22 protein-coding genes are annotated in these 25,971 nt (G+C 52.1%); 12 read left to right on the forward strand and 10 right to left on the reverse strand.

Annotation, left to right across the window (positions count from 1 at the left end; all coding sequences use genetic code 11):
- Positions 1-142 precede the first annotated feature (142 nt).
- From IEV97_RS04720 to pncA, 4 genes are all read left to right on the forward strand, one after another.
- The gene (locus IEV97_RS04720; RefSeq protein WP_188500409.1) at positions 143-1,570 is read left to right on the forward strand and encodes a DEAD/DEAH box helicase; all 1,428 of its coding nucleotides are present in this window, start codon (positions 143-145) and stop codon (positions 1,568-1,570) included.
- Between the two features lie 258 nt (positions 1,571-1,828).
- A complete protein-coding gene (locus IEV97_RS04725; RefSeq protein ID WP_188500319.1) occupies positions 1,829-4,273 on the forward strand; it encodes a TonB-dependent receptor domain-containing protein in 2,445 nt (814 codons plus the stop codon).
- 131 nt (positions 4,274-4,404) lie between these two features.
- On the forward strand, positions 4,405-5,118 hold the full coding sequence (locus tag IEV97_RS04730; protein WP_188500320.1) for a PIG-L deacetylase family protein: 714 nt from the start codon (positions 4,405-4,407) through the stop codon (positions 5,116-5,118).
- Between the two features lie 129 nt (positions 5,119-5,247).
- Positions 5,248-5,862 (forward strand): bifunctional nicotinamidase/pyrazinamidase, encoded by a 615-nt coding sequence (gene pncA, locus IEV97_RS04735; RefSeq protein WP_188500321.1) that lies wholly within the window; start codon positions 5,248-5,250, stop codon positions 5,860-5,862.
- A gap of 159 nt (positions 5,863-6,021) precedes the next feature.
- Here pncA and IEV97_RS04740 read toward each other — a convergent pair whose 3' ends face one another.
- The 5 genes from IEV97_RS04740 to rocF form a co-directional block, all read right to left on the reverse strand.
- Positions 6,022-6,969, reverse strand: a complete 948-nt coding sequence (locus IEV97_RS04740; RefSeq protein ID WP_188500322.1) for an aldo/keto reductase — start codon at positions 6,967-6,969, stop codon at positions 6,022-6,024.
- An 84-nt stretch (positions 6,970-7,053) separates the two neighbouring features.
- Positions 7,054-7,968, reverse strand: coding sequence for a 1,4-dihydroxy-2-naphthoate polyprenyltransferase (locus IEV97_RS04745; RefSeq protein WP_188500323.1), 915 nt, complete (start codon positions 7,966-7,968; stop codon positions 7,054-7,056).
- Between the two features lie 57 nt (positions 7,969-8,025).
- Complete coding sequence (locus tag IEV97_RS04750; protein WP_229733795.1) at positions 8,026-8,523, reverse strand: glutathione peroxidase; 498 nt, start codon at positions 8,521-8,523, stop codon at positions 8,026-8,028.
- A gap of 401 nt (positions 8,524-8,924) precedes the next feature.
- Positions 8,925-10,715: an arginine--tRNA ligase gene (gene argS, locus IEV97_RS04755; RefSeq protein WP_188500325.1), complete on the reverse strand. Its 1,791-nt coding sequence runs from the start codon at positions 10,713-10,715 to the stop codon at positions 8,925-8,927.
- A gap of 8 nt (positions 10,716-10,723) precedes the next feature.
- Positions 10,724-11,695 (reverse strand): arginase, encoded by a 972-nt coding sequence (rocF, locus tag IEV97_RS04760; protein ID WP_188500326.1) that lies wholly within the window; start codon positions 11,693-11,695, stop codon positions 10,724-10,726.
- A gap of 384 nt (positions 11,696-12,079) precedes the next feature.
- Here rocF and IEV97_RS04765 point away from each other — a divergent pair, with 384 nt between their 5' ends.
- Positions 12,080-13,477, forward strand: a complete 1,398-nt coding sequence (locus IEV97_RS04765) for a type III PLP-dependent enzyme domain-containing protein (protein WP_188500327.1) — start codon at positions 12,080-12,082, stop codon at positions 13,475-13,477.
- 90 nt (positions 13,478-13,567) lie between these two features.
- Positions 13,568-13,726 carry a hypothetical protein gene (locus tag IEV97_RS04770; RefSeq protein ID WP_188500328.1) on the forward strand — a complete coding sequence of 53 codons (159 nt, stop codon included), beginning with the start codon at positions 13,568-13,570 and terminating at the stop codon, positions 13,724-13,726.
- Positions 13,727-13,931: 205 nt separating this feature from the next.
- Here the strand turns inward: IEV97_RS04770 and IEV97_RS04775 are convergent, their stop codons facing one another.
- The 3 genes from IEV97_RS04775 to IEV97_RS04785 form a co-directional block, all read right to left on the reverse strand.
- A complete protein-coding gene (locus IEV97_RS04775) occupies positions 13,932-14,375 on the reverse strand; it encodes an SRPBCC domain-containing protein (RefSeq protein WP_188500329.1) in 444 nt (147 codons plus the stop codon).
- Between the two features lie 61 nt (positions 14,376-14,436).
- Positions 14,437-15,330, reverse strand: coding sequence for a DUF6340 family protein (locus IEV97_RS04780; RefSeq protein ID WP_188500330.1), 894 nt, complete (start codon positions 15,328-15,330; stop codon positions 14,437-14,439).
- 268 nt (positions 15,331-15,598) lie between these two features.
- Positions 15,599-16,114, reverse strand: coding sequence for a D-glycero-alpha-D-manno-heptose-1,7-bisphosphate 7-phosphatase (locus tag IEV97_RS04785; RefSeq protein WP_188500331.1), 516 nt, complete (start codon positions 16,112-16,114; stop codon positions 15,599-15,601).
- Positions 16,115-16,229: 115 nt separating this feature from the next.
- On the opposite strand from IEV97_RS04785, the gene hemG reads away from it, so the two are divergent.
- From hemG to IEV97_RS04815, 6 genes are all read left to right on the forward strand, one after another.
- Positions 16,230-17,576: a protoporphyrinogen oxidase gene (hemG, locus tag IEV97_RS04790; protein ID WP_188500332.1), complete on the forward strand. Its 1,347-nt coding sequence runs from the start codon at positions 16,230-16,232 to the stop codon at positions 17,574-17,576.
- Positions 17,577-17,592: 16 nt separating this feature from the next.
- Positions 17,593-18,327, forward strand: coding sequence for a polyprenol monophosphomannose synthase (locus IEV97_RS04795; protein ID WP_188500333.1), 735 nt, complete (start codon positions 17,593-17,595; stop codon positions 18,325-18,327).
- A gap of 151 nt (positions 18,328-18,478) precedes the next feature.
- Complete coding sequence (locus IEV97_RS04800) at positions 18,479-19,429, forward strand: TerC family protein (protein WP_188500334.1); 951 nt, start codon at positions 18,479-18,481, stop codon at positions 19,427-19,429.
- A gap of 263 nt (positions 19,430-19,692) precedes the next feature.
- Positions 19,693-20,805: a bifunctional 3-deoxy-7-phosphoheptulonate synthase/chorismate mutase type II gene (locus IEV97_RS04805; protein ID WP_229733796.1), complete on the forward strand. Its 1,113-nt coding sequence runs from the start codon at positions 19,693-19,695 to the stop codon at positions 20,803-20,805.
- Between the two features lie 327 nt (positions 20,806-21,132).
- Positions 21,133-21,978 carry a hypothetical protein gene (locus tag IEV97_RS04810; RefSeq protein ID WP_188500335.1) on the forward strand — a complete coding sequence of 282 codons (846 nt, stop codon included), beginning with the start codon at positions 21,133-21,135 and terminating at the stop codon, positions 21,976-21,978.
- 179 nt (positions 21,979-22,157) lie between these two features.
- Positions 22,158-22,481 carry a DUF3817 domain-containing protein gene (locus tag IEV97_RS04815; protein ID WP_188500336.1) on the forward strand — a complete coding sequence of 108 codons (324 nt, stop codon included), beginning with the start codon at positions 22,158-22,160 and terminating at the stop codon, positions 22,479-22,481.
- 72 nt (positions 22,482-22,553) lie between these two features.
- Here IEV97_RS04815 and IEV97_RS04820 read toward each other — a convergent pair whose 3' ends face one another.
- On the reverse strand, positions 22,554-23,552 hold the full coding sequence (locus IEV97_RS04820; RefSeq protein ID WP_262890282.1) for a bile acid:sodium symporter family protein: 999 nt from the start codon (positions 23,550-23,552) through the stop codon (positions 22,554-22,556).
- Positions 23,553-23,737: 185 nt separating this feature from the next.
- Complete coding sequence (locus IEV97_RS04825; protein ID WP_188500337.1) at positions 23,738-25,711, reverse strand: biosynthetic peptidoglycan transglycosylase; 1,974 nt, start codon at positions 25,709-25,711, stop codon at positions 23,738-23,740.
- Between the last annotated feature and the right edge of the window lie 260 nt (positions 25,712-25,971).

Here is a 25,971-nt window from a genome sequence, read left to right on the forward strand (position 1 = left end):
TCAAATAAGGTATAATAATCGTATCTTTACCCCTATAAATGCGGTTTAAAGGCCGCTAGGCCATAAAAATAATTTTAAGGAGATAACTTTGGATTTTCGTTCATTTAACCTTCACGAAGACGTGATCACCGGAATTGAGTCGATGGGCTACAATACCCCGACCCCGGTACAGCAGCAGGCCATTCCGCTTATATTAGAGCAGAAAGATATTATTGCCTGCGCTCAGACAGGTACCGGCAAGACAGCCGCCTACCTGCTGCCACTGATCGATCGTATTTCGCACGCCAACTACGATTTCACCAGCACCCTGATTCTGGTTCCTACCCGCGAACTGGCAAAGCAGATAGATGAACAAGTGGAAGGCCTGGGCTATTTTGCCCCGGTAAGTTCTATCGCCATCTACGGTGGCAGCAAAGGCGACGAGTGGGAGCAGCAGAAACGCGCCCTCACAGGTGGTGCTGACATTATCATCGCCACACCTGGCCGCCTGATGTCGCACATGGCACTGGGCTATGTAAGACTTGACCAACTGAAGTACCTGGTGCTCGACGAGGCTGACAAGATGCTGGACATGGGCTTTATGGATGATATCCTGAAGATTGTGCGTGCGCTGCCTACAGAGCGTCAAACGCTCCTGTTCTCGGCCACCATGCCGAAGAAAATCCGTGACTTGTCGCAGCAGATTCTGCAGCAGCCTGAAGAGATCAACCTGGCTATTTCGAAGCCTGCCGAAGGTATAGACCAGCGTTTATACCTGACTTACGACAACCAGAAACTTCCTTTGCTGGAGCACCTGATCCGGGAACTGGAGGTGTCGAACATGATCATCTTTACCTCCCGTAAGTCGAACGTGAACCAGATCGTGCGCTCGCTGCGCAAGATGGGCTTCGAGGCCGAGGGCATTATGTCTGACCTGACCCAGGAAGAGCGCGAGAAGGCACTCCAGGGCTTCAAGAACAAAAAATATAAGATTCTGGTGGCTACCGATATCCTCTCCAGAGGTATAGACATCGACAGCCTGAGCCATGTGCTTAACTTCGACATGCCACAGGATGCGGAGGACTATGTGCACCGTGTGGGCCGTACGGCTCGTGCCGCCTCTACAGGTATGGCGATCACGTTTGTAAACGAGAACGACATGTACCGGGTGCGCAAAGTGGAGCAGCTCATAGAGCGCGACCTGCCGAAACTGCCGCTTCCGGAGGGCTTTGGCCCGGCTCCGGTTTTCGATCCGACACGCCGTGATTTTGGTCGCGGAGGCAAGGGCGGCGGAAGAGCCAGTGGTGGCAGACAGGGCGGCGGCCAGCGTTCCGGCGCAGGTGGCGGTGGAGATCGCAACCGACGCAGAGGACCAAAGCCGGAAGGCACTGCCCCGCGACCTGACGGAAACAGCCGCCCGATAAAAGCAGCCTCTCCACAGCCTAGAGCGGAGCAAGGCGCTCCGAGAGCCGAGGGGCAGGAAGGCGGCCAGAAACCAAACCGCAATCGCAGCAGGAACCGAAACCGCAAAAAGCCGGGTAATACAAACCCGCAGAACAGCAACCCACCGGTTCCGCAAGACAATAACTAAACAGAAAGGGCCACTCCTACCGGGGTGGCCCTTTCTGTTTAAGGCGCTGCTCTGTCAGTAGCACCGCTTGTTTTCATCTATAGAAAACGGGCTTTTGTATAATATTCAGAGATTAATATATATTATTTTATACCTTCCTGATCGTTACTGTTATGTTCCACAGCATCTGTTGACAGTTCTGGTTAAAGTGAGGTGTGGAGTCGGGGCCGCTACAGCCTGATGGTAATGATCGTGTCACTTAACTAATTTTAATCTAACATGAAGCAAACTTTACTGCTGGCGCTGCTCTGGTGCCTGACATCCTCGGCTTTTGCCCAGTCACCAATGCCGACAGGCACTATCAAAGGTATAGTAGCCGACTCTGCTACGCAAGCTAAGCTGGACTATGTGACAGTGGTGGTGCAGGAAGCGGGGAAAAACCAGGCCATCAAGAGCACTTTCACAAAAGACAACGGGGCCTTTGAGCTGACCGGCCTTGAGCTAAAGCAGTACCAGTTGGTGCTCTCCTATGTAGGCTATAAAACTAAAGTGCTGCCACTCCCGGCCTTTACCGGCACCACCATCGATCTGGGCAAACTGTCGCTCGTGTCATCGGCCAAGCAACTGAAGGAAGTGCAGGTCGTGACGGAGAAGCTGCTGGTAGAGCAGGACATCGACAAGATTACCTACAATGTGGACGCTGACCCCGAAAGCCAGACCATGACGGCGCTGGACATGCTGCGTAAGGTGCCGCTGCTGAGTATGGACGCGGAAGACAACATCAAGCTGAACGGCAACAGCAACTACCGCGTACTCGTCAACGGCAAAACCTCCTCGCTGTTCGTGCGCAGCCCAAAGGATGTGTTCCGAAGCATGCCGGCCAGCTCTATTAAAAGCATCGAAGTGATCACCAACCCGCCGTCCAAGTACGAGGCTGAAGGCGTGGGCGGTATCATCAACATCATCACGCACAAGAAAAACATCGCCGGGTATAACGGCTCGGTGAATGTGCAGGCCTCTACCCCGAAGGGAACGAACGTTGGCGGCTACCTGACGGTCAAAGCTGGCAAGGCGGGCTTTTCCGGTTACTTTGGAACGGGCACTTATAACAGCCCTGCCAATAGCAACAACCTGTACCGGGAAGACAAAATACGCCAGACCGTACTGGAGCAGATGGGTGAGAGCCGCAACGATAACACCTATCAGTACGCCAGCGGGGAGTTCAGCTACGAAATGGACACGCTTAACCTGTTCACCGCTAACTTTGGCATGAACCTGAACAGAGGCAATAGCCTCCTGACGCAGCGTGTTGACCTGTACGATGCCACCGGCGCGCTGACACAGGCCTATACCCGTCTGAACAACGGTGATTTCACATGGAAGGGCAGCGACTTCGGAGCAGACTACCAGCGCACGTTCAAGAAAAGCAAAGACCAGCTGTTCACGCTTTCTTACCGACTAAGCAACAGCGGCAATGGCAGCGGCTCTGATTTCATCCTGGATCCGGTGCTTAACTTCAACGGCCAGATAAGCCAGACGGATAATGACGGCAGCTCTGTGGAGCACACCATGCAGGCGGACTATGTGCAGCCGATCAAAAATCACACGCTTGAACTGGGTGTGAAAACGATCTTCCGCCTGAACAGCAGCGACTACTTTTACAGCAACCGCGACCCTGAAACGGGCAACTTTGTGATCGACCCGAACCTGAGCAATAACTTTGAGTACCGCCAGGATATCTACGCGGCCTATACCTCGCTGAGCCTCAAAAAAGGCGACTGGGGCCTGAAAACCGGTGCTCGTCTGGAAGAGACCAAGCTGGACGCCAACTTCAAGTCATCCGGCACGGTGGCCACCCCGGACTATTTCAACCTGATCCCGAACATCACCCTGTCACGCAAGTTGAAGGGAACGAGCACCATGCGTTTGTCCTATACCCAGCGCATCGAGCGGCCGAGCCTCTACTACCTGAACCCGTACGTGAACCAGATCGACCCGCTCAACATCAGCTTCGGTAATCCAAGGCTAAAACCGGCTACGAACAATGTGTTTAACCTGGCCTATAACACCTTTGTGAAGGGAACCTCCATCAATGCGAGTGTCTTCCACAACTTTACGAACAACTCTATCCAAGGCTATACCACGCTTGGCGCTGATACGGTGGCCCGCACTACGTATGGCAACATCGGCCGTAACCAGACCTACGGTTTCTCTTTGAGCGGAAACACCACGCTGTTTAAGAAACTGAGCATCAACCTGAACTCCACTACTAACTATGTGAAGCTGACCAGCGTGATCGGCGGCTTGCCTCAGAACAACGAGGGCTTCACTTACAATGTGTTCGGCTACACGAGCTACCGCTTCGAGAAAGGCTGGCGTGCCAGCGGCAACATTGGCTACTACTCTTCGCGCATCCTGCTGCAGGGCCGCTCTGCCGGGTATGTGTGGAACAGTATTTCGGTGAACAAGCAGTTCCTGAAAGACAACAAGGCGACGATCAGCTTCTCGGTGAACAGCCCGTTCCAGAAAAACCGCCGCTCCCTGAACGAGATCAACGACCCGCGCTTCACCCAGAACCAGGAGAATATCTTCTTAATGCGTCGTTACAGCCTGGGCTTTAACTACCGCTTCGGTAAGCTGAAGGGAGACATTGCCCGCAAGAAGCGCGGCATCAAAAACGACGACGTGAAAGCCGGCGAGCAGCAAGGCGGCGGTGCCAACTAGGCCCCAGGATAACGCAGGAGCCCCTACCCGAACTACTAAAAGCTGGTTCCGGTAGGGGCTCTTGCTATTCCGAACCATTCCTGCGCATCTGCTCGTTAAAATACACGAGCTTATACCTGAGAATCAACACCATGCGCATCCTTTACATTTTCCCGCATCCGGACGACGATTCGTTCGGTCCCGCCCCTGTCATGTGGCAGCAGCTGCAGCAAGGCCACCAGGTATACCTGCTCACCCTCACCAGGGGCGGAGCTACCAAGGTGCGGATCGAGCTGGGCCTGAGCGTGGAGGCGATGGGGGATGTCAGGTATAAGGAGATGCTGGCCGTGGAGCGGGTGCTGGGACTCACAGGTATGACGGTGCTTGACATGCCCGACGGTAAACTGGCCGAGATGGACCCGCGCGAGATTGAAAAGGTGGTGGAGACGCACATCCGTCAGATAGAACCGCAGGTGATCGTGTCATACCCGGTGCATGGTGTGAGCGGTTTTCACGACCACCTGGTGATGCACGCCGTGGTTAAGCGCGTCTACCTGGAGCTGAAGGACAGTGGCGCTGATTACCTGAAGCGACTCGCTTTCCTGACCCTTCCCAACAAAACAGAACAACCGCTGCAGTCCGGCAAATTCCTGCTGAAGCACAGTGCCCCCGCCCTGATCGACTGTGTGGTAAAACTCCGGCCCGAGGATGTGGAGATCATGAAAAAGGCGCTAAGCTGTTATGATACTTACCAGAGCGTCATCCAACAAGCAAATGTGGTGGAGTCAGTCGGCGACACCGTTTACTTCGAGATTTACCAGGAAGACCACTCACCGCCGCTGGCTAACCTGACGGAAGGGCTTTGATTTGATGGACAAAGGAGTTTTTGACAAAAGACAAAAGACCTGAGAACAGGTATATGTGGGTGCAGGTTTGATGGCAATTGCTTAACTTAGCCTATACCTTTAGGTTTCTACTTATACCTTCTCAATACAATGAAAGCACTACTGCTCATCGACATACAAAACGATTTTCTTCCCGGCGGTGCGCTGGGTGTGCCAGAAGGGGATCAGATCATCCCGATCGTGAACCAGATCCAGGACCATTTTGACTTAATTGTGGCGACACAGGACTGGCATCCGACCGATCACAAGAGCTTTGCCTCCAACCACGAAGGCAAAAACCCATTTGAGACAACCGAGTTGCTCGGGCTGCCGCAGGTGCTCTGGCCTGACCACTGCCTGCAAGGTACACCTGGCGCCGACCTAGCCCCTGCCCTCGAAGTAAATAAAATAGAAGCGATTTTCCGGAAAGGCACCAACCCCGAAATTGACAGCTACAGCGGTTTTTATGACAACGGGCGGCTCAAGTCCACCGGGCTGGCCGACTACCTGCGCGGCAAAGGCGTGACGCAGCTATACCTGGCAGGCCTGGCCGCCGACTACTGCGTGTACTACTCCGCCATAGATGCCCTGGACGAAGGCTTTGAAACGTTTGTGCTGGAGAACGCCATTCGCGCCATCAGCCCGGAAAGCTACGAAGCGGCCCGAAAGGACCTGCTTGAAAAAGGCGGCAGGCGCATTCAGAGCAGTGACTTATTGCCCCGCTGATCCATATCTGATTTTAAGCTATACCTGCTTCCTGCATCGTCTATAGGAAACAAGCAGGTATAGCGGTGTTGGTAGTTATCTAGCCGATAGCGCCATAAAACAACAAGAGCTGCTAATAGAGCGGCTCTTGTCAATTAGTGCGATACCTAGTGCATTCGTTTAATAAGCACTCGCCTCGTCCAATCTATTAATGGCAGCCTGGTCCAGTCTGAGGCTGGCGGCTTTTACCAAATCTTCTAGCTGTTTAAGTTTTGTGGCGCTGGCGATGGGAGCCGTAATGCTAGGCCGCGCCATCAGCCAGGCAAGCGAAACACTGGCTGGCGAAGTGCTGTACTGCTCGGCCACTTCATCCAGCGCCTGCAGAATGCGGAATCCGCGTTCATTGAGATAATTTTTCACGCCATGACCTCGTGGGCTCTGCCCCAGATCCGCCTCGGATCGGTACTTGCCTGTCAGGAAGCCGCTGGCCAGCGCGTAATAGTTGATCACGCCAAGGCCATACCTAGTGCAGATCGGCTCTATTTCTTTTTCGTAGGCTTCGCGGTCGTAGAGGTTGTACTCCGGTTGAAAGCTCTCGTAACGCGGCAGGTTATTCTGTTCGCTTGCCTTCAGGGCCTGCTCCAGGCGCTCGCCGCTGAAGTTGGAGGCCCCGATAGCCCGTACTTTCCCCTCCTCTATCAGTTTGGCGTAAGCCTCCAGGGTTTCTTCGATGGGGGTTTCCGGGTCGTCGTAGTGCGATTGGTACAGGTCTATGTAATCGGTCTGGAGTCGTTTGAGGGAGGCCTCTACCTGCTGCCGGATGTAGTCCTTGCCCAGGCCACCCTTGCCTTCCAACTTGGCCCCCACTTTGGTGGCAATAATGATCTTTTCCCGCCCTCCACGCTGCTTCAACCAGTTGCCGATGATGGTTTCTGACTCACCGCCCTTGTTGCCGGGCACCCAGGAAGAGTATGAGTTGGCCGTATCGATGCAGTTAAAACCGGCCTCCACAAAGGCATCCAGCAGCTGGGAGGAGGTTGGCTCATCGGCTGTCCAGCCAAACACGTTTCCGCCAAAAACCAGGGATGCTATCTCCAGGCCAGAATTACCAAGCTTGCGTTTTTCCATGTCATCAAGATTAAAAAGGTAAATACCTTCTTACGGAAGCAGTGCGCGCAGGGTATGGCAGGTATAGCCGCCAATGCATTTCGGCTAGAGCACCTGCCCGATGCCGAAGAGCAGCACAAAGAGCATGGTCGTGATGGCCATCTGCTTCAGGTATGGATCGAGCTCGACGGAAGTCTTTTTGCGCCATACATTCACCCCGTTTGAGATCACGAGCGGCAGCGCCAGCACGAATAGGAACTGCCAGGCACTGTAGAAGTGGAGCAGCACGTAGGCAAAAGCACACGTCACGCCGCACATCAGCAAAATAATATGGTAAATGCGCGCACGCTTCGGGCCGATCCGAACAGGTATAGAGCGCTTGCCGGCCAGCACATCGGAGTTGATGTCACGGATGTTGTTTACGTTGAGCACCGCCATCGAGAAGAAGCCGCAGACCATGGCCGGCAGTATCACCAGCGGCTCCAACTCCCGCGTCTGCAGGAAAAAAGTACCCAGCACGCCTACCAAGCCAAAGAAGATGAACACAAACACGTCACCCAGCCCGGCGTAGCCATAAGGGTTGGAGCCAGCCGTGTAGCTGATGGCTGCCCAGATAGAGGCCAGGCCAAGACCCAGGAAGATCAAAAACAGGTAGATTCCCTCCTTTCCAAATGCCACCCACAACAGCAGCAAACCCGTCACCAGCGAGAGTAGGCTGAACACGGCCATCCCCTTTTTCATGTGCTCGGCTTTGATAATGCCTGCCTGCACCGCCCGCTTCGGTCCCTCCCGGTGCTCGCTGTCGGCCCCGTGTATGGAGTCGCCGTAGTCGTTAGCCAGGTTGGAGAGGATCTGCAGAAAGAGCGTCGTGAGCACGCAGAGGCCTACCACCACGGCGTCGAAAGCCCCGTAGGCAGCGGCCATAAAACCGCCCATACCGATGCAGGAAAAAGCCAGGGGCAGCGTGCGCGGCCTAAAAGCGGAAATCCAGGCCTTGACCAGACCTGGATTCTGCGGCATGTGATGTGTTGTATTCAAGGTATCTCTCTAAAATCAGGTATAGCTATACCTGTCACATTACTTCTGAATGGCCGCCAGGATCTCCTCTCCCATCGGCTTCACTTTGGATGGGTAAAAGGCCACTACTTTGCCGTTCTCATCGATCAGGTATTTGCTGAAGTTCCAGCCCGGCTCCTCGTGGTTCGGGCTGTTTTTGGCCAGCCACTGGTAAAGCGGGTGCTGGTCATCGCCTTTCACCGACACCTTCTCCATCATCTGGAACGTCACCCCGTAGTTTTTCTGGCAGAAGGCTGCGATCTCTTCTTGAGAACCTGGCTCCTGACCACCGAAGTTGTTGGCCGGAAAACCTAGGATCACCACCTTATCGCCATGCGTCTCGTGCAGCTTCTGCAGGTCGGCGTACTGCGGGGTATAGCCGCACTCCGACGCGGTGTTCACAACCAGCACCTTTTTGCCTTTGAACTTCGAAAAGTCAATTTCCTTCCCCTCCAGGCTCTCAATTTTGAAAGAGTAGAAACCGTTGGCCTGCGCCGGCTGGTTGGTCTCTGTTGCCATATCGTTTTTCTGGTTTGTGTTGGATGATCCGCCTGTGCAGGCTGTTGATACACCTAATACAAGGCCTACTGTCAAAAGTTGTGCGATGCGCTTCATTTTTGTTTTGCTTAAGGTATACGTATATGCGGCTTAACCGGAAAATCTTGTATTTGTTTCTACTCACTATGGCGCGAGCGTCCTCGCTCGTGTCTACTATCATGGGGCCTCTGGCCCATTCAAAGTTTTCCATACCGCAAGTTCAGCACTAGCGCAACTTGTGGTTAGTTAGTGGCCAGCTCAACCAGCAGTTACTAATAAGCCCAAACTGGCGGTATAATCCAGGTACAGCACTATGGGCCAGAGGCCTCACTATAATGGGCACGAGCGAGGACGCTCGCGCCATACCTGTATACTTATGACCCTTACATTCGCTCCGGCACTTCAATACCCAGCAGGCTCATGCTTTCGCGCACGAAGCGGGCGACCATGGAGGAGAGGGCGATGCGGAAATTGCGGGCCTGCTCGTCGGTTTCGTTGAAGATTGAGATCTCCTGGTAGAAACGGTTGTAGGCCTTCGCCAATTCATAAGCATAGTTCGCGATCACGGAAGGCGCATACAGCTTGCCTGCCTCCTGCACTACTTCCGGATAGCTCACCAGTAGCGTGATTACCTCCTGCTCCGCTTCGTGCAGGTTTTTGAAGTCGCTAAAGGCAGTCGCATCTACGGCTATACCCATTTCAGTAGCCTTGCGCAGAATAGCCGAGATACGGGCGTGCGTATACTGCACAAACGGACCGGTGTTGCCACGGAAGTCGATGGACTCCTGCGGATTGAAGAGCATGCGCTTCTTCGGGTCCACTTTAAGCAGGAAGTACTTCAGGGCGCCCATTGCCAGGGTATGGTACAGCTTCTGCGCTTCTTCCGGCGTGAAACCTTCTATCTTACCCAATTCCTCAGTCTGCTGACGAGCCGTGTCGATCATCTCCTGCACTAGTTCGTCTGCGTCTACCACAGTGCCTTCACGGGATTTCATTTTGCCTGATGGCAAATCCACCATGCCGTACGACAGGTGATAGATGCCTTCGGCGTAGGGCTTGCCCAGTTTTTTGAGCACCGCTTTGAGTACCTGGAAATGGTAGTTCTGCTCGTCGGCCACCACGTAGATAGACTGATCGTAGGGGAAGTCTTTGTGCTTCAACTCGGCCGTACCCATGTCCTGCGTGATGTATACCGATGTGCCGTCAGATCGAAGCAACAGCTTCTCGTCCAGTCCTTCGTCGGTGAGGTCCACCCACACAGAACCGTCTGGCTTTTTGAAGAACACGCCTTTCTGCAGTCCTTCTTCCACGCGCTCTTTTCCTAAGGTATAGGTCTCGGACTCGTAATAGAATTTATCGAAATCAACGCCGATGTTGCGGTAGGTCGCATCGAAGCCTTCGTATACCCAGCCGTTCATGGTCTTCCAAAGCGACACTACTTCCTCGTCGCCCTGTTCCCACTTTTGCAGCATGGTTTGAGCTTCCAGAATCAAAGGGGCCTTTTTCTTGGCTTCCTCTTTGTCCATACCTTGCGCTATCAGTTCGTCGATCTGCTCTTTGTAGGCCTTGTCGAACAGCACATAGTACTTGCCGGCCAGGTGGTCGCCTTTGATGCCGCTGCTTTGCGGTGTTTCGCCGTTGCCAAACAGCTGGTACGCCAGCATGGACTTGCAAATGTGGATACCGCGGTCGTTCACCAGGTTCGCTTTCATCACGTTATGGCCATTGGCCTTCATGATCTCCGACACGGAGTAGCCCAGGAAGTTATTGCGCAGGTGGCCCAGGTGCAGCGGCTTGTTCGTGTTGGGCGAAGAGTATTCCAACATCACCTTTTTGCCGGAGTCGGCTGCCTGTCCGTGGCTCGGGTTGGTCATCAGGTCGCGGAAGAGGCGCACCCATACCTGCTCTTCAATCTCGAGGTTCAGGAAGCCTTTTACCACGTTGTAGTTCTTCACCTCGTCTGCATGTTCTTTCAGGTAGGCACCCAGCGCCTCCCCGATCTGCTCCGGGCCTTTGCCGGCCTGCTTGGTGTATGGGAAAGTTACGAAGGTGAAGCTGCCGGCAAACTCCTTGCGGGTAGGCTGCAGACTGATGGTAGAAGCGTCAACGGTAAGGCCGAACAAAGCCTCCAATGCTTGGCTGATGCGCTGGCTGATGGCGTTTTGAAGTTGCATTAAGTAGATTAATGTATAGCTGTTTTATTAAATTCCCGGTGTAAAATGGCGTCGGTGGCGGTCTCCAGTATATCGAAGGCGTTCTCGGCCATGGTGTTTTCGGTGTCGAGCGTCGGGTTGATCTCAGTCATCTCGTAGCAAACGATGCGCGGGTCCTGCAGCAGGTGGTAGTTCAGCAATTTCGCTTCTTCTACAGTTAAACCCACTTCCACTGGCGTACCCGTTCCTTTCGAAAACTTCGAGTCGAGGCTGTCCACGTCAAAGGACACGTAGATGATGTCGCAGTCACGGAGGCGATCCAGCGCCTCGGCAGCCACTTGCTCCGGCCCTTTCTGGGTAAACTCGGCATAGGTAAAATTCTTGATGCCGTGCTTTTTGATCAGAAAATCCTCCGGCTCCTCCGTGTCGCGCACCACAATGTAGACCAGGTGCTCCGGCTTGAGTTTCGGGCCGTCAAAGCCCAGTTTCTTCAGCGAGTTCCAGAAGAAGATCGTCTCCTGCTCGGGGTCGTTTATCTGGCGCTCCAGGTTGTCGATGTTCAGGGCCATGGCCACTGGCATGCCGTGCACGTTGCCGGACGGCGAGGTATACGGCGAATGGATATCGGCGTGTGCGTCTATCCAGATCACACCCAGGGTCTTGTCGGGGTAAGCGGCTTTTATACCTGCTATGGTACCGTGCGCATTGGAGTGGTCACCGGAAAGCACCAAGGGGAACATGTCCAGCTCCAGCGTTTGCACGACGGCACTGGCAATGTTTTTCTGCACGGTCAGGATGCTGTCGATGCGGTGCGCATTCGGGAACACGTCCTTATCGAACAGGGTATAGTTGAGGTCAGGCACACTGATAGAGTTGAAGCGCTTGAAATAATCGCAACCCTTGTCCCAACAAGCTACCCGCAACGCGTCTATCCCCATATTGGCTCCGCGCGTGCCTGCGCCGAGTTCTGAGCGTACTTCTATCAGCTTAATCTTTTTCATAGGCAATTGGTGGTCTAAAGTTATTCGGCCGGGTCTCCGCAGCATTTTCTTCCCCTGGCTGCCTTCTCTCTACTACTCCTGAATCAAGTTCGTGTATCCTCGCTTTTGGAAGGATACTTCACAGTCAAATGAAGACGCCCTCTCCGCTCGTTACAAGAATCATTTCAGGATGGCAAAGCAAGTAGCATGCAACGGACCTGCCCATGCTGAGGCGCGCAAAATAAATATGCACACGCACCGCTCTTCCACTCTATTTATTTTCCCGCTTTAAAGAGCGTGATAGGAATAAATAACTGAACGATTCTTATAATTTAAACAAAGTTTTTGCAAAGATGGTAAATAACGAACAATATTGCATGTTTTCTTAAGCCCACAAGCACCAGAATGGATAAATACACCGACCTGATTCACCAGACTTTTGACTTTCCTACAGACGAGTTTACCGTAGAGAACAACGAATTGTTTTTCAATGGCATCCCGCTGATGGACCTGATCAAACAGTATGGCACTCCATTAAAATTAACATACCTGCCCAAGATTAGTTCGCAGATACAGAAGGCGAAACGTCTGTTCAACGACGGCATCCAGAAGCTTGACTACAAGGGTACTTATACCTACTGCTACTGCACCAAGGCCTCGCACTTCTCTTTTGTAATGGAGGAGGCGCTCAAAAACGACATCCACATCGAAACCTCTTCTGGTTACGATATGCAGATCGTGAAGGCACTTTACAAAAAGGGCAAAATCGATAAGAACACTTACATCATCTGCAATGGCTTTAAACGCCAGCGCTACCGCGAGTGGATCACGGAATTCATCAACGACGGCTTTGTGAACTGTATGCCGATACTCGACCACATCGGCGAGATTGACTATTACAAGGAGCACGTAAAAGTGAAGACCAAGGTAGGCATGCGCCTCGCCTCTGACGAAGAGCCGAAGTTTCAGTTCTATACCTCGCGCCTGGGTGTGCGCTACAACGACGTGATCGACCTGTATGAGCAGCAGATCAAGCCAGACGACCGCTTCGAGCTCAAAATGCTGCACTACTTCATCAGTACAGGTATAAAAGACACTTCTTACTACTGGTCGGAGTTGAGCCGCTTTGTGCACAAGTACTGTGAGCTCAAGAAGGTATGCCCAGAGCTGGACACCATCGACATCGGTGGCGGCTTCCCGATCAAAACCTCCATTCAGGCGGACTACAACTACCAGTACATGACTGAGGAGATCCTGCGCACGATCAAGCGCATCTGCCAGGAGGAGGGTGTGCCGGAGCCTAACATTTTCACGGAGTTCGGTATCTTTACCGTAGGCGAAAGCGCGGCCAACATTTACTCCATCCTGGATGAGAAGCTCCAGAACGACAAGGAACTATGGTACATGATCGATGGTTCGTTTATCACAAACCTGCCGGACGCCTGGGCACTGAACCAGCGCTGGCCGCTTTTGGCCATCAACCATTGGGACAAGGAGTACCGCAAAATACAGCTGGGCGGCATGACCTGCGACAGCCAGGATTACTATAACTCAGAGATGCACTCGTTCCAGGTGTTCCTGCCAAAAGTACCAAAGGATAATAAGCCGCTGTACATCGGCTTCTTCCATACAGGCGCCTACCAGGAGCAACTGAGTGGGTACGGCGGCATCAAGCACTGCCTGATCCCTTCACCACAGCACATACTGGTGGATCGCGAGGAAGACGGTACGCTCAAAAGCTGGCAATTTGCCCCGGAGCAGACCTATGAGTCGATGCTGAACATACTGGGATACGAAATTTAAGGCTGCGGTCGTTAAATTTGCGTATACTGTTTTGCATTTATAGTAAAAATTGTATTTTTGGTTTACCATCGTTTATTTAAATATTTTACCATGAAGAAATTAGCAGCATTCGGCGCATTCATCCTGGCTCTGGGTATGACTTCCTGCAAGACCTACTGCCCAGCCTACAACTTTGCCAGTGTGGAGGTGTCCGAGCAGAACGCCCCCGCAACTGACCTTGTGCAGGCAACTGAAGTGATCAAAGGCTAATCCGCGCGATTGCCTCTGGATATAAAAAAACCGGCTTGAAGGCCGGTTTTTTTGTTTCTGGTCAACTTTGCACAGTATTTCTCCCATCCCAAATTTGGTTCTACAAACTGCTGATAACCTACTGGCTTTCAGCCCTTCCTGCTTAAACCTTCATTTACCGGTTAGCAATCTGGCTGTCAGCACAGTTTACCCTCTTCAAGGGGTGCTAACCGTTTCTCATGAAGTCGAATGCTCCTTTCCGTAGTTGTATGCCATACTCCAGGTAAGCCTTCATACAGGCCAGGAAATTTGCCCAGCCCTCGGTATTTCCAATCGCCCATTTCAGATTTTCTTCATTGAATGCTTTTGCGCCTTCGGTCACTTTTACTACCGTGCTTTGGTCAGGCTGTGCTTCCAGTACAATGTTCACGGTGGTTTCTTCGTCCCAGGTGAAGGAAACCAAACGGTTGGCTTCGGCCTTATTCACCTTCACCGGAAACACATCCGGGAACTCAGGAAATTTCCAGGTCAGTTCCGCTCCCGTCTCCATTCGCCCACTGCTCTCCGAAATGAAATAGTTCGTCATTTTTTCGGGATTTACAATTCCTTCAAAAACTTCTTCAACCGGCTTTTGGATTTGAATCGTGGCTTTTGCTGTCAGTTCTGTCATGGATGCTATAGTTAAGCTTCGTCAATAATTTATAAGGAATTCGCTTTGCATTCGGATAAAGCTATTCCAGCCTTTTCCTGTTGAGCAATATGTTTGCGTAGTCTCTTCCGAGCTTGTTGCCATAAACCTCGTACGACTTTTTAGCCCACTGCAGGGCCTGATCTGTATTCCCCAGCACTTCGTGCGCAACGGCCATGTTGAGGCAGGCTTTCCCGGCGTTCTTGCGACTGGCCTGGTTCAAGATGGCACTCCAGCTTTCCATAGCCCCCTGCCAATTTGCGACTTCGGAGCTCCTGAACGCCGCCCTGAATGCCTGTTTGCTGGACCCTTTTCCTTTTTTGTAAAGCTCCCGCTTAACGGTATAATATCGTGGCAGAAAACGTCCGATGTAGTTGCGCCCGGCCTCGTAGGCCGTGCTGTGTAGCGCTTCAGGCGGGGGTAACATCAGATTGCTGCTGCCAACACCATTGAACGTCAGGAAGCTCCTTGCCTGCTGCTGATCGATGATGGTTTTGGAGACAGGATCATACAACCGCCAGAAAGTGAGCACATTCACCCTGACCTGGTTTGGAACAGCAGGTATAGGAACATTATTTCCCAGCGCCGCCGTCACGCGGTTGCCAACCGTCGATAGCAACAGATCGGAGTTGGAGTCGAAGGTTTCGAGCACGAGTAGCGCGTCCGCGTTGCTGGCAGCACAGATGTCCCGTACCAACTGCCAGTCAAGCAGTTCGGGCGTCTCGCGGGTGCCCGTTCCGTATAGCCTGGTTTGGGGCGGTATAACAGCCTGTATGCCGATATACCCGTTGATCCTGTCGAACACTCCCTTCAGGCTCTCGTCGGAGGCCAATCGGTCAGAGCCCAGGATTTCTCCCGTCACAATGGCCTCCAGCACTTTCCCCTGCTTATGCTCCGGTCTCGTGAGCGATCTGTTCACCAGCGCGATCTTTCTCACACCGTCAGGCAGGTATACCTCTGGCGCCAGTGGGTAATCTAAATTGACATAGCCCTTTTTGCTGCACCCACTAAATACCAGGCACACTAACAATAGGCAAACCAGTGAACCCTTAGGTATAAGACGTAAGTAAATCATACATTAAATATAGACAATATTTAATTATCGATGAAAATCGGGTTTACAAGTAAGCCTTCCTTGAACGGGTTAATGCTAAGAGTCCAAAACGAGTAACCGACAAACTGCAGACCTGCTTCATGAGTCGGCTTCAGCACTCCCCAAGTATAAGCTCCACTGCTTCCAACAAATCCTTTACCTGCCAGGTATAGCTCTCGGCAGCATACTTATCGCCTACTATGATTGAGCGTATACCTACTTTCTCGGCAGCTTCCAGGTCGCGGTGGGAGTCGCCTACCATCCAGCTCTGGTCGGGGTCGATGCTATACCTGGCTATTGCGCGCTCCAGCATGAGGCTGTCGGGTTTGCGGGAGAGGGACTCGGAGTAGCGGGGGTGCGACGGGGCGTAGTAGATCGCGTCAATCAAATGGCCACAGCTTTCCTGCAGTTTCCGGTGGCAGGCCATCACATCGGCCTTGGTATACAGACCCTTAGCAATGCCGCCCTGGTTCGTAACCACAATCAGCAAATAGCCGTTTTGCTTCAAAAGCGCCAAAGCCTCCGGCACGCCCGGCAGCACCTCAAAATCTTCCAGGGTATAGGTATAGTCTCCTCGTTCGCGGTTGAGCACACCGTCACGGTCCAGGAATATGCACTTTCGCTGCATTGTTCATCTATAGGTTCAGGCGCTAAAATTAGAATTATTACGTTGGATATGCATGTCCTGGCAGCAATATTGCTCCACTAAGGCACAGATAACTAGAGCTTACAGGCAAGAAAAAATGAGAGTAGCGATAATTGGGGCGGGAATTTCGGGTCTGTCTTTGGCCTATTACCTGCAGCGGCAGGGTGTGGCGTACGACCTGTTTGAAGCCGGCAGCGAGGTGGGCGGCAACATGCGCACCCTGCACAAAAACGGCTATACCTTCGAGCTGGGACCTAATACCCTGCAAATGAACGAGGAGCTCCTGCAGCTCATCACAGAACTCAAACTGGAGACCGAACTACAGCCGCTAACCCCGCGCAATAACAAAAGGTATGTACTGCACCAAGGCAAGCTGCACGCCGTCCCTTCCTGCCCCAAGTCTTTTCTGGTCAACGACCTGTTTTCGAAGGAAGATAAATACAGAATCCTGCAGGAAAGAAAACAGCCGCCTGCCGAAGTAGAAAATGAGACCGTATCAGATTTTTTTGAGCGCCGCTTCGGGGTCAAGCAAATGGATTACCTGGCCGCTCCTCTGATCAGCGGACTTTACGGAGGAGACCCCCGACAGCTGCTGGTCAACAAGGCACATCCGGAGCTCAAAGGACTTGAGACCGAGTATGGTTCTGTATTGGAAGGTATGGTGCAGAAAAAAAAGCGGGGCGTGTTTCAGCGTGCCTTTTCTTTCCGTAATGGCATGTCCACGCTGCCACAGGCCATTGCCGACAAGCTGATCTCGCTGCACCTGGACCACAAGGTTGAGTTCATCACCCGCATCAAGGGGAAGTACATTATCAGCTGCGCCGCCAACGGCGACCACGACAACGAGGAGTATGACATCCTGGTGCTTGCGCTGCCTGCCCATCAGGCTGCCGAACTGATCGAGTTTACCTACCCGGGTATGTCGGCGGCGCTGCAGAACATCAACTACCCGCCTATGGCCGTCGTGCACACGGTATACAATCGCGCCGAAGTAGGGCACCCGCTAAAAGGTTTCGGAGCGCTGCACCCTTGGGAAGAGCAATCTTTCACCTCGGGCTCTATCTGGACGAGCTCTCTGTTCGAGAACCGCTGCCGTCCGCATGAGGTTATGATGACCTCCTATGTTGGCGGCGCCCGCTTCGCCGGGCATACCCAGCTCGACGAGCGCGCCCTGCTTGAGCAGGTGCACCAGGAGCTCCGGGATACCTATCAGATCAAGGCGCTGGCCCCTGTGTACCAGCACCTGCATCTGTGGCCGCACGCGCTTCCGCAGTTTGATCTGTATATTGAGGATGCCCACCACATGGCAGAAGTGCTAGAGCAGGACGGTCTGTTTATCTCGGCAAACTGGTATGCCGGCGTCTCGGTACCGGACTGCGTTAGCGAGGCCAAAGCCATCGCCACTAAAATTAATACACGCCCCTCTTCCCGCTCAATAGCCTAATAGCTATATTTGCGGTATGAATGACTCGCTGGTGATCGTACCGACCTACAACGAAAAGGAAAACATTGAGGCTATTATCAGGAAGGTGATGTCACTTCCCCACCCCTTTGATCTCCTGGTCGTGGATGACAGTTCACCCGATGGTACCGCCGATATTGTACGCAGCCTGCAGCAGGAGTTCAGCGAGCGTTTGCACCTGGAGTCTCGCACCGGCAAATTAGGTCTGGGCACCGCTTACATTCACGGTTTCAAGTATGCGCTTCGCCAAGGTTACGAATTGATTTTTGAGATGGACGCCGACTTCTCGCACAATCCTGATGATTTGGTGCGCCTTTATCAGGCATGCGCCGAAGACGGGTATGATATGTCCATCGGCAGCCGCTATGTGCAGGGCGTGAACGTAGTGAACTGGCCGATGAGCCGCGTACTGATGTCGTGGTTTGCCAGTCTGTACGTGCGCCTGATCACCGGCATGCCCATCGCCGATACCACCGCTGGATTTGTGTGCTATCGCCGCAAAGTGCTCGAGACCATCCAGCTCAACAAGATCCGCTTCGTGGGCTACGCGTTCCAGATCGAGATGAAGTTCCTCACCTTTAAGTATGGTTTCAAGATCAAGGAGGTGCCCATCATTTTCACCGACCGCACCAAAGGCCAGTCCAAGATGTCGAAAGGCATCTTCAAGGAAGCGGTGCTGGGGGTGATCCGGATGAAGGTGAACAGCTTTTTCCGCCATTTCGATCGCTACTAGTCGCAGGCTATACCATGCTGGCTTTCTCTCTTTTTGGAAATATATTCTCACCGCAAAGCAGTGCATCCCGCGCTAAATAAATTAACTTTACGGATTAGGTATAGCTGTGCCCACTTATGTTTGTAGGCCAACATGCTAAACACTTACTCCTATGAACGATATTCTTTTCTGGGTCATATTCAACGCGTTTATCCTGCTGCTGCTGGGGCTAGACCTGTTTGTGTTTCATCGCAAAGAGCATGTGGTGAAGATAAAGGAGGCGTTGCTTTGGAGCGCTTTCTGGATCGCGCTCTCGCTTCTCTTCAATGTGGGCATTTACTACTGGAAGGGCTCTGGCCCTGCCATGGAGTTCCTGACCGCCTACCTGATCGAGAAATCGCTGAGCGTCGACAACCTCTTCGTCTTTATCCTGATCTTCAACTTCTTTAAGGTACCGCAACAGTATCAGCACAAAATTCTGTTCTGGGGTATCATCGGCGCCTTGGTGTTGCGAGGCGTTTTCATACTGGTGGGTGTGGCGCTTATTGCCAAGTTCCACTTCATCATCTACATACTTGGGGCTTTCCTGGTGTATACGGGCATCAAGATGGCCTTCACCAAAAGTGATGATGAGCTTCACCCGGAGCAAAACCCCCTAATTGTGTGGGCCAGCCAGAAGTTGCGCTTTACGAAGACAGCCGTGGGCGGCAAGTTCTTCACCCGAATAGACGGAAAGCTGTATGCCACCCCGCTCTTTCTGGTGCTGATTATGGTGGAGAGTACGGATGTGGTGTTCGCGGCCGATTCCATACCTGCTATTCTGGCAATCTCAAAAGATCCGTTCATCGTCTATACCTCTAACGTATTTGCCCTGCTCGGCTTGCGCGCGCTATACTTTGCCCTAGCCGGTATCATGCAGTTGTTCCATTACCTGCACTATGGCCTGTCACTGATCCTCGTTTTCATCGGGGCCAAGCTACTGCTGAGCGACATTTACCACATGGATATGCGCTACGCCCTGCTGGTAGTTGCCAGTATTTTGACGATATCCATTGTGGCCTCGCTCCTCTTCCCGAAAAAGGACGACGAGCTTCCACAGCCGCCTAATGCAGACGTTTCTTAATCCGGACACTTAATTTTTTTGACTAAAATTAGCGCCACATATTTGCTTTTGTAAGTTTAATTGCTTTCAATTGCAGAATAATTGAGAAGAAATGATTTTCGCTAACGCCTCCATTTTTACAAATTCTAAGCTGGTGCCTCCAACGGGGCTCCCTGGTAGAACTTTGTGCGTTAGGTAAAACATCAACATACACAGGTACCACAGGAGCCCCGCCACAAGCGGGGCTTTTTTGTTTTAAGGCATATTCTAAATCACAAATACCCATGAGTACAGCAGCACACAGCAGCAAGAAATTAGCAGGACAACAGAGCCAGTTGGTAAGCAGCAAGCGACCAATTGTGATTGCAGGCCCGTGCAGCGCTGAGAGTGAAGAGCAAATGTTGCAAACCGCCCTTGGCCTGAAAAAGGTAAGAGGCGTGTCGGTGTTCAGAGCGGGCATCTGGAAGCCGCGCACCCGCCCGGGCAATTTCCAGGGCGTAGGCACTATCGGGCTGGAGTGGCTGCGCACCGTAAAACAGGAAACAGGGCTGCGCACCGCCTGCGAAGTTGCCAACGCCACACAAACCGAGCAAGCCCTGCAACAGGGTGTGGACATTCTGCTGATTGGTGCTCACACCACCGTAAATCCGTTTCTGGTGCAGGAAATAGCCGATGCCCTGAAAGGGGTGCAGGTGGCTGTACTGGTGAAGAACCCGGTTAACCCGGATCTGGCCCTGTGGCTGGGTGCCCTGGAGCGTTTGCACATCAGCGGCATCACGGATCTTGGCGCCATGCACCGCGGCTTCTCTACCCTCGACAGCGCCCCTTACCGCAACCACCCGAAGTGGGAGCATGCCCTGGAGCTGCGCCAGCAGGTGCCCGGCCTGGCCATGTACTGCGATGCCAGCCACATAGCGGGTCGCCGCAGTCTGCTGCGCCCGGTAAGCCAGCGCGCCCTCGATCTGGGTTACGATGGCCTGATGATAGAGTCGCACCACAACCCGGCCGCCGCTTTGAGCGATGCCCAGCAGCAGATCATGCCGCAGGAATTGCACATGCTCCTGCAGGCACTGAAACAGCAGCATACGCCAGGCGAAAAGCTGAAGCAAAACACACAAATGGAAAAGCTCCGCAAGGAAATAGAGCACCTCGACGACGAGTTGCTGACCTTGTTATCGCGCCGCACCAAAGTCACAGCACAGCTCGGCGACTACAGCAAGCCGGTTGAAAAGAGTGCCGAGACACCGGACCCGGTGCGTTGGGACCTGGTATTGGAAAACCTCCTGCACCAAGCCAGCAGCGCAGGTATAGACCAGGCCTTTGTAAAGACTATTTTCCAGGAAGTGCGATCGCAATATGCCCGTACCCACCTCTACAACTACGGCCTGAGTTCGTAGTCTGGTTTTTGATGATTAAAACAGCCTGACAGCTTCTTTTATTGAAGACCTGTCAGGCTGTTTTTTTTTTGTGCAATTGCTAGTGATCAGCTTTTCATATTCTACTAATCCAACCCAATAATCAGCCGCTAAGCCGCACGGAAGCCGCAGGTTTTCCATCCTATTCCAGCACTCGCTATTATAAATATATGATGTTTATATAAAAATATTTTTACTTAGATATTTGAATAATAAAATTTAATGAAACAATTTTACAATAACATAAGTTAAAGTATCAAAGATCAATATATAACCATACACAAATACTAACCCTTTATAAAAATCAAAATGAAGAAAATGTACATTTTCACCACAGCGCTACTCATGTTAGCCGGTACTTTCACAAGCTGCACAAAGGAGCTTGACGAAGTAGGAATGAACGCTACGTCTATTGATGCGGCTAAGAAAGAAGTTGGTGCTACTAATGGAAGCAATACTCCAAGAGTAGAGGCTGACATCAATCTAAGCTTCTCGCCAACAACACAAATGATTGGCAATGCTGTGACAATCACTATCAGTTTTGGTACCAGTGCACCTAAAGATGGTAAATTACATCTAGAGCAGGCAACAGGTGTTGATTCTGAAGGCAAAACTATCTGGACCAAGGTAAATGAGTATCCAGTAACAGCTGGAGGTGTCTATACCCACGAATTCACATCTAATGTAGCCGGAACATTTGAATTCAGAGCTCACTACATTCCAAATGGAAATAATGGTTTCAGTAACACTTTCAAATCTGGCACTGTAACTTTTACAGCAGACTGTGTTCAAGGTATGACAGCTACTGTTGTTGAGAAAGAACTCATTGGAGGTAACATGTATAGATTGAAAGTTGCGTTCACACTAACTACCTGTGAGGCTTATTCAAATGTACACATCCAAGGCGGCCTGACTGCAAAAGTATCTAACGTGAGTGTAAGCGAGAACGGTAATGTTAGAAAGCATACCAACAACGATAACTATACTATTTTTTGGGATGAAACTTCTCTTGCAAAAGGCACAAAGACCTACTATGTAACTTTTGAAAAAGAAATTAAAGGTGCTGAGACGGTTACTGGTAATTGGTCAGCCAAAACTCCTGACGGATTTATGGTAGCCTCTACAGAGGGGGCTTATTTCGATCCAGCTGAGTAATCGGAGATAGTCACATACATCATTAGAAAAGGCTGCTTTTAGAGCAGCCTTTTTTCTTTTAATTTGAACTATAACACTTCCATACCTGCTGTCTGTCGTAATTTTCTGCATTCCAATGGCACGATTAGGGTTACTCGGCTGTTAAGTGCTAAATTGCAGCAGAACAAAAGCATTACCATATGAGAACCCCTATTTCAAGACTTCGCACGATCGGTATTTACGAAGGAATCTCTTACCTGCTACTACTTGGCATTGCGATGCCCATCAAGTATATGGCAGGTATACCTGAGGTGGTGAAGTATACAGGCTGGGCACACGGTGTACTGTTTGTGCTGTATATGATGTCGGTACTGGAAGTGACGCTGACGCATAACTGGTCCATTAAGAAAGTAGCAGCTGCCGTAGTCGCATCGCTCCTGCCGTTCGGACCGTTCATTTTGGATAAGAAACTACTGAAAGAAGAGGAAAACAGAAAGGAAAAACCTGTCAAGCAGGTCGCATAACAGCAACCCTCAACTATTTAGCCAATAGTATCAAAAAGGGCTGTCCACTTAGGGCAGCCCTTTTTTTATGTCTTACTCCCCTTTTACAGACAAGCCATACCTGCGGGCAATGGACTGCGCGATCACGCTGGAGGCCAGAAGCTGCAGGGCGTGGTAGATCATAATAGGCAAAAGCATCAGGCCCACCATGTTGGCATCGGGGAAAAGCACTTTGGCCATGACCGTACCGTGCACCAGCGACTTTTTGGAGCCACAGAAAATAGCAGTAATTCTATCGGCTGGACTGAACCCCATCAGGCGGCTGATGACATGCACGATACCATACACTAAAAAGAACAGGCCGATCATGGCCAGGCCGAGCAATAGCAGGTTTCCGATACTATACCCACTGAACATATCACGGGCGAAAGACTCGCAGAAAGAGGTATAGACGATGAGCAGAATGATGATTTGATCGGATAAGCGCAGCTGCTTTCGGTTGCGCTCTGCAAATGCCCCCCAGTAGCGGTGCAGCACAATGCCCAGTGCAACCGGCAGCAGCACCTGTAGGACCAGTTTGCCCATCACCTGCCCCATATCGAAGTCGCCGGAGCCGGCCGTCAGGTATAGCCCCATCCACAGCGGTGTGACAAAAACACCTACCAGACTCGAAATGCTGGCATTGAAAATAGCCGCCGGAATATTTCCCCCGGCTATTGACACCATCACCACCGACGAAGACACCGTGGAAGGTAAAGCCGCCAGGTAGAAAGTCCCGAGCCAGAGCAGTTCATACGGAGTGCCTTCAAAAAAGCCGCGCAGGGGCATGATGAGCAGTGGAAAGAGCAGAAAGGTGGAGGCCTGCACCACCAGGTGGAGTCGCCAGCTGCCCAGGCCCGCCCGAAGCTTTTCGGGGCTCAGGCGCAGCCCGTAAAAGAAGAAGATCAGCGAAACTCCTATACCTGCCACATCACTCAACGAGACTGGCTCCCGGTCTATGCCGCCTTCGGGCCAGAGCCAAGCCAACACGATCATGCCGATCAGCGCCAGCAAAAACCAGTCGAACCCGGCACGAACGAGTAGTTCCTGCACACTCCGTACCCCGAACCGGGGCTTGTTCACTTGGCGGTTAGGATCGTCAGGAAGGGGTGTTTGGGTTGTGCTCACAGGTATGTTTTGCTTAGTTGATTGAGAAGTCCAGGTATAGCCAGCCCCAAAACAAAACAACGGCCGGCGCATTTACAAGCGCCGGCCGTTGTTTCAGGTATAGTCCTGGCCTAAAAGCCCAGCATATCGATTGTTTCCAGTTCAAACTCAGTAGTGTCTTCATACTCTGCGTCCGGCGCCGTCACGATCAGGTCGCGGGCGCGGCCATACAGTCGCACGTTCGGCTGCAGGTTTTCGTACTCCGCCTGGGATATAAGGCCGCGCCGGGCCATAATCCCCCCGATCAGACGATAGTAGCCCGACTTCCAGCTGCGCAGGTTCCCGTAACTGTCAAAGGAGGACCTATAGCGTTTGGGACTAGGTATAATACTGGTCAGGAAGATAGACTCTGCCAGGTTGAGCTCAGAGGGCTGCTTGCCAAAGTAAAACCGCGAGGCATCCTTGGCACCGTACACGTCCGGCCCCCACTCAATGATGTTGAGGTATATCTCAAACATCCGGTTTTTCGACACGATCCTCTGGTTTTCGATCAGCCACACAATGATGGCCTCCTCCACCTTGCGCGACACGGTTTTCTTGCGCGTCAGGAACACGTTCTTGACCAACTGCATGGAGATGGTGCTGCCGCCGCGCACGAAATCGCGGTTTTTGATGTTTGTGGCAATGGCTTGGCGGAATGCCTCTTCATGGAAGCCTTTGTGACTGTAGAAACCGGCATCTTCGGCTGTGAGCACGGCATTGCGCAGGTAGGGCGAAATCTGGTTGAGCGGCGCGTAAAACGGGTTAGCTGGCCCTACCATAAAAGTCCGGATGGGCTTGCCGTATTCATACATCGTGTGCATGAACGGCCCTTTCAGCTTATCCAGATTTGCCTGTCCCCATTTCACGACCTTAAAGTCCTTCGAGGCATCCAGGTCAGAGTCAAATACCACGCGCTCCACACTATCGAGGTTCACATGGAATTTCATCTTATACTGCAGCTTTCCTTCGGCCTGTATACCTTCCAGCGTTTCGAAAAGGCCGGTGGGCAGTGACCCAAAGAAATCATTAGCCGGCAGTTCCTTTGTCCGCACTTTCAGGTCGATGATCCTGGCGTCGGCGTTGTTGTAAGAGGCGTACACGTTGGCGCGGGCCCTGTTCACGCGCACTTCTGTCAGGCTGTCCACCACAAACAGGTTCTGCCCCAGCGAAACCACATAGTCAACGGCACCTTCGCGCAGGAAGATCGGCTCGTCCGCAAGTTTTTCGTGGTTCACCGTCATGTTGTTCACCATCGCACTGCCTTTCACGGTCAGCCTGTCCCGGCGATAGCGCTTCTCCTTCATGCCCAGGTGCAGGGTGTCGAAGGCCACCGTGCCACTGAACTTTTCCTGGATATAAGGCAGCCTAATACCCAAGGTATCGGAGGCAAAAAAGCTTGCCTTGATGTTATAGTCACGCGGGTCGATGGTTCCCTTCACAAACATGTTGTTGGTGAGTGAATCCGTGCGAATGGCTACCTCCGACTCGATGTTCCCATCCTTGATCATCAGGAAAGGCATTTTGATGTCGATCACACGATTCGGAGAGGTATAGGAAACGTTCAGGTTGCTGAAATCCACCTGATCAGGCACGTTGTCGAAAGCCGTTTCGAGCACGCGGTTGAGCAGCTCGCCATAGTTGCGACTACCCTTGGCAGATGTGTCGGCAGGCTGCGCGCTGTCTTTTTTGAACAGAAACGAAAAGTTGTTGCGGTCCCCGTCCTTGATGGCAGTCAGGTAGCCGTTGGCCACATCGAGCTCACGCAATACGATACGCCCTTTGAAAAGGGAGCGAAAACCTACGGAGGCATGCACGCTGTCTGTCCTAAACAGCTGTGGCTGCCCGTGAGGCGTCAGCGTTATATCGCTCAGCACCACCGAGGTGAGGCCATTAAATGCAGCATTCCCGATGTTCAAATCAACCGGGTAGCGGCCCTCCACTTTCTCCACTACACGATTTAAGGTATAGCTTAGCAGGCTACTTCTAAATGCAAACAGGGAAATAAGGAGGATCAGGAAAAGGCCCAGCACGCTGCCGACCCCTATTAGTATTCTTTTTTTCAATCGCTGGTTCAAAATATCAGGATGCGAATTACGCTAATTAGATTAAGAATAAATATATAGTGCCCATATTATATAGCACTTCATCACGCATACGTAACACCGTATGGTTTGTGTTATCTAAACCGCATACGACCGCAGAAGGATTTAGATGTACCGTTGGGCACTTCACCGCACTGCCCCTTGCAAGAATAAAGCCAATCATTTCATTTGCAATGCTTTACAGAAAATCAACAGCATTGGCGGCACTTACGTTCTTTTTG

The organism is Pontibacter amylolyticus (genome assembly GCF_014638845.1).
GTDB classification, from domain to species: domain Bacteria; phylum Bacteroidota; class Bacteroidia; order Cytophagales; family Hymenobacteraceae; genus Pontibacter; species Pontibacter amylolyticus.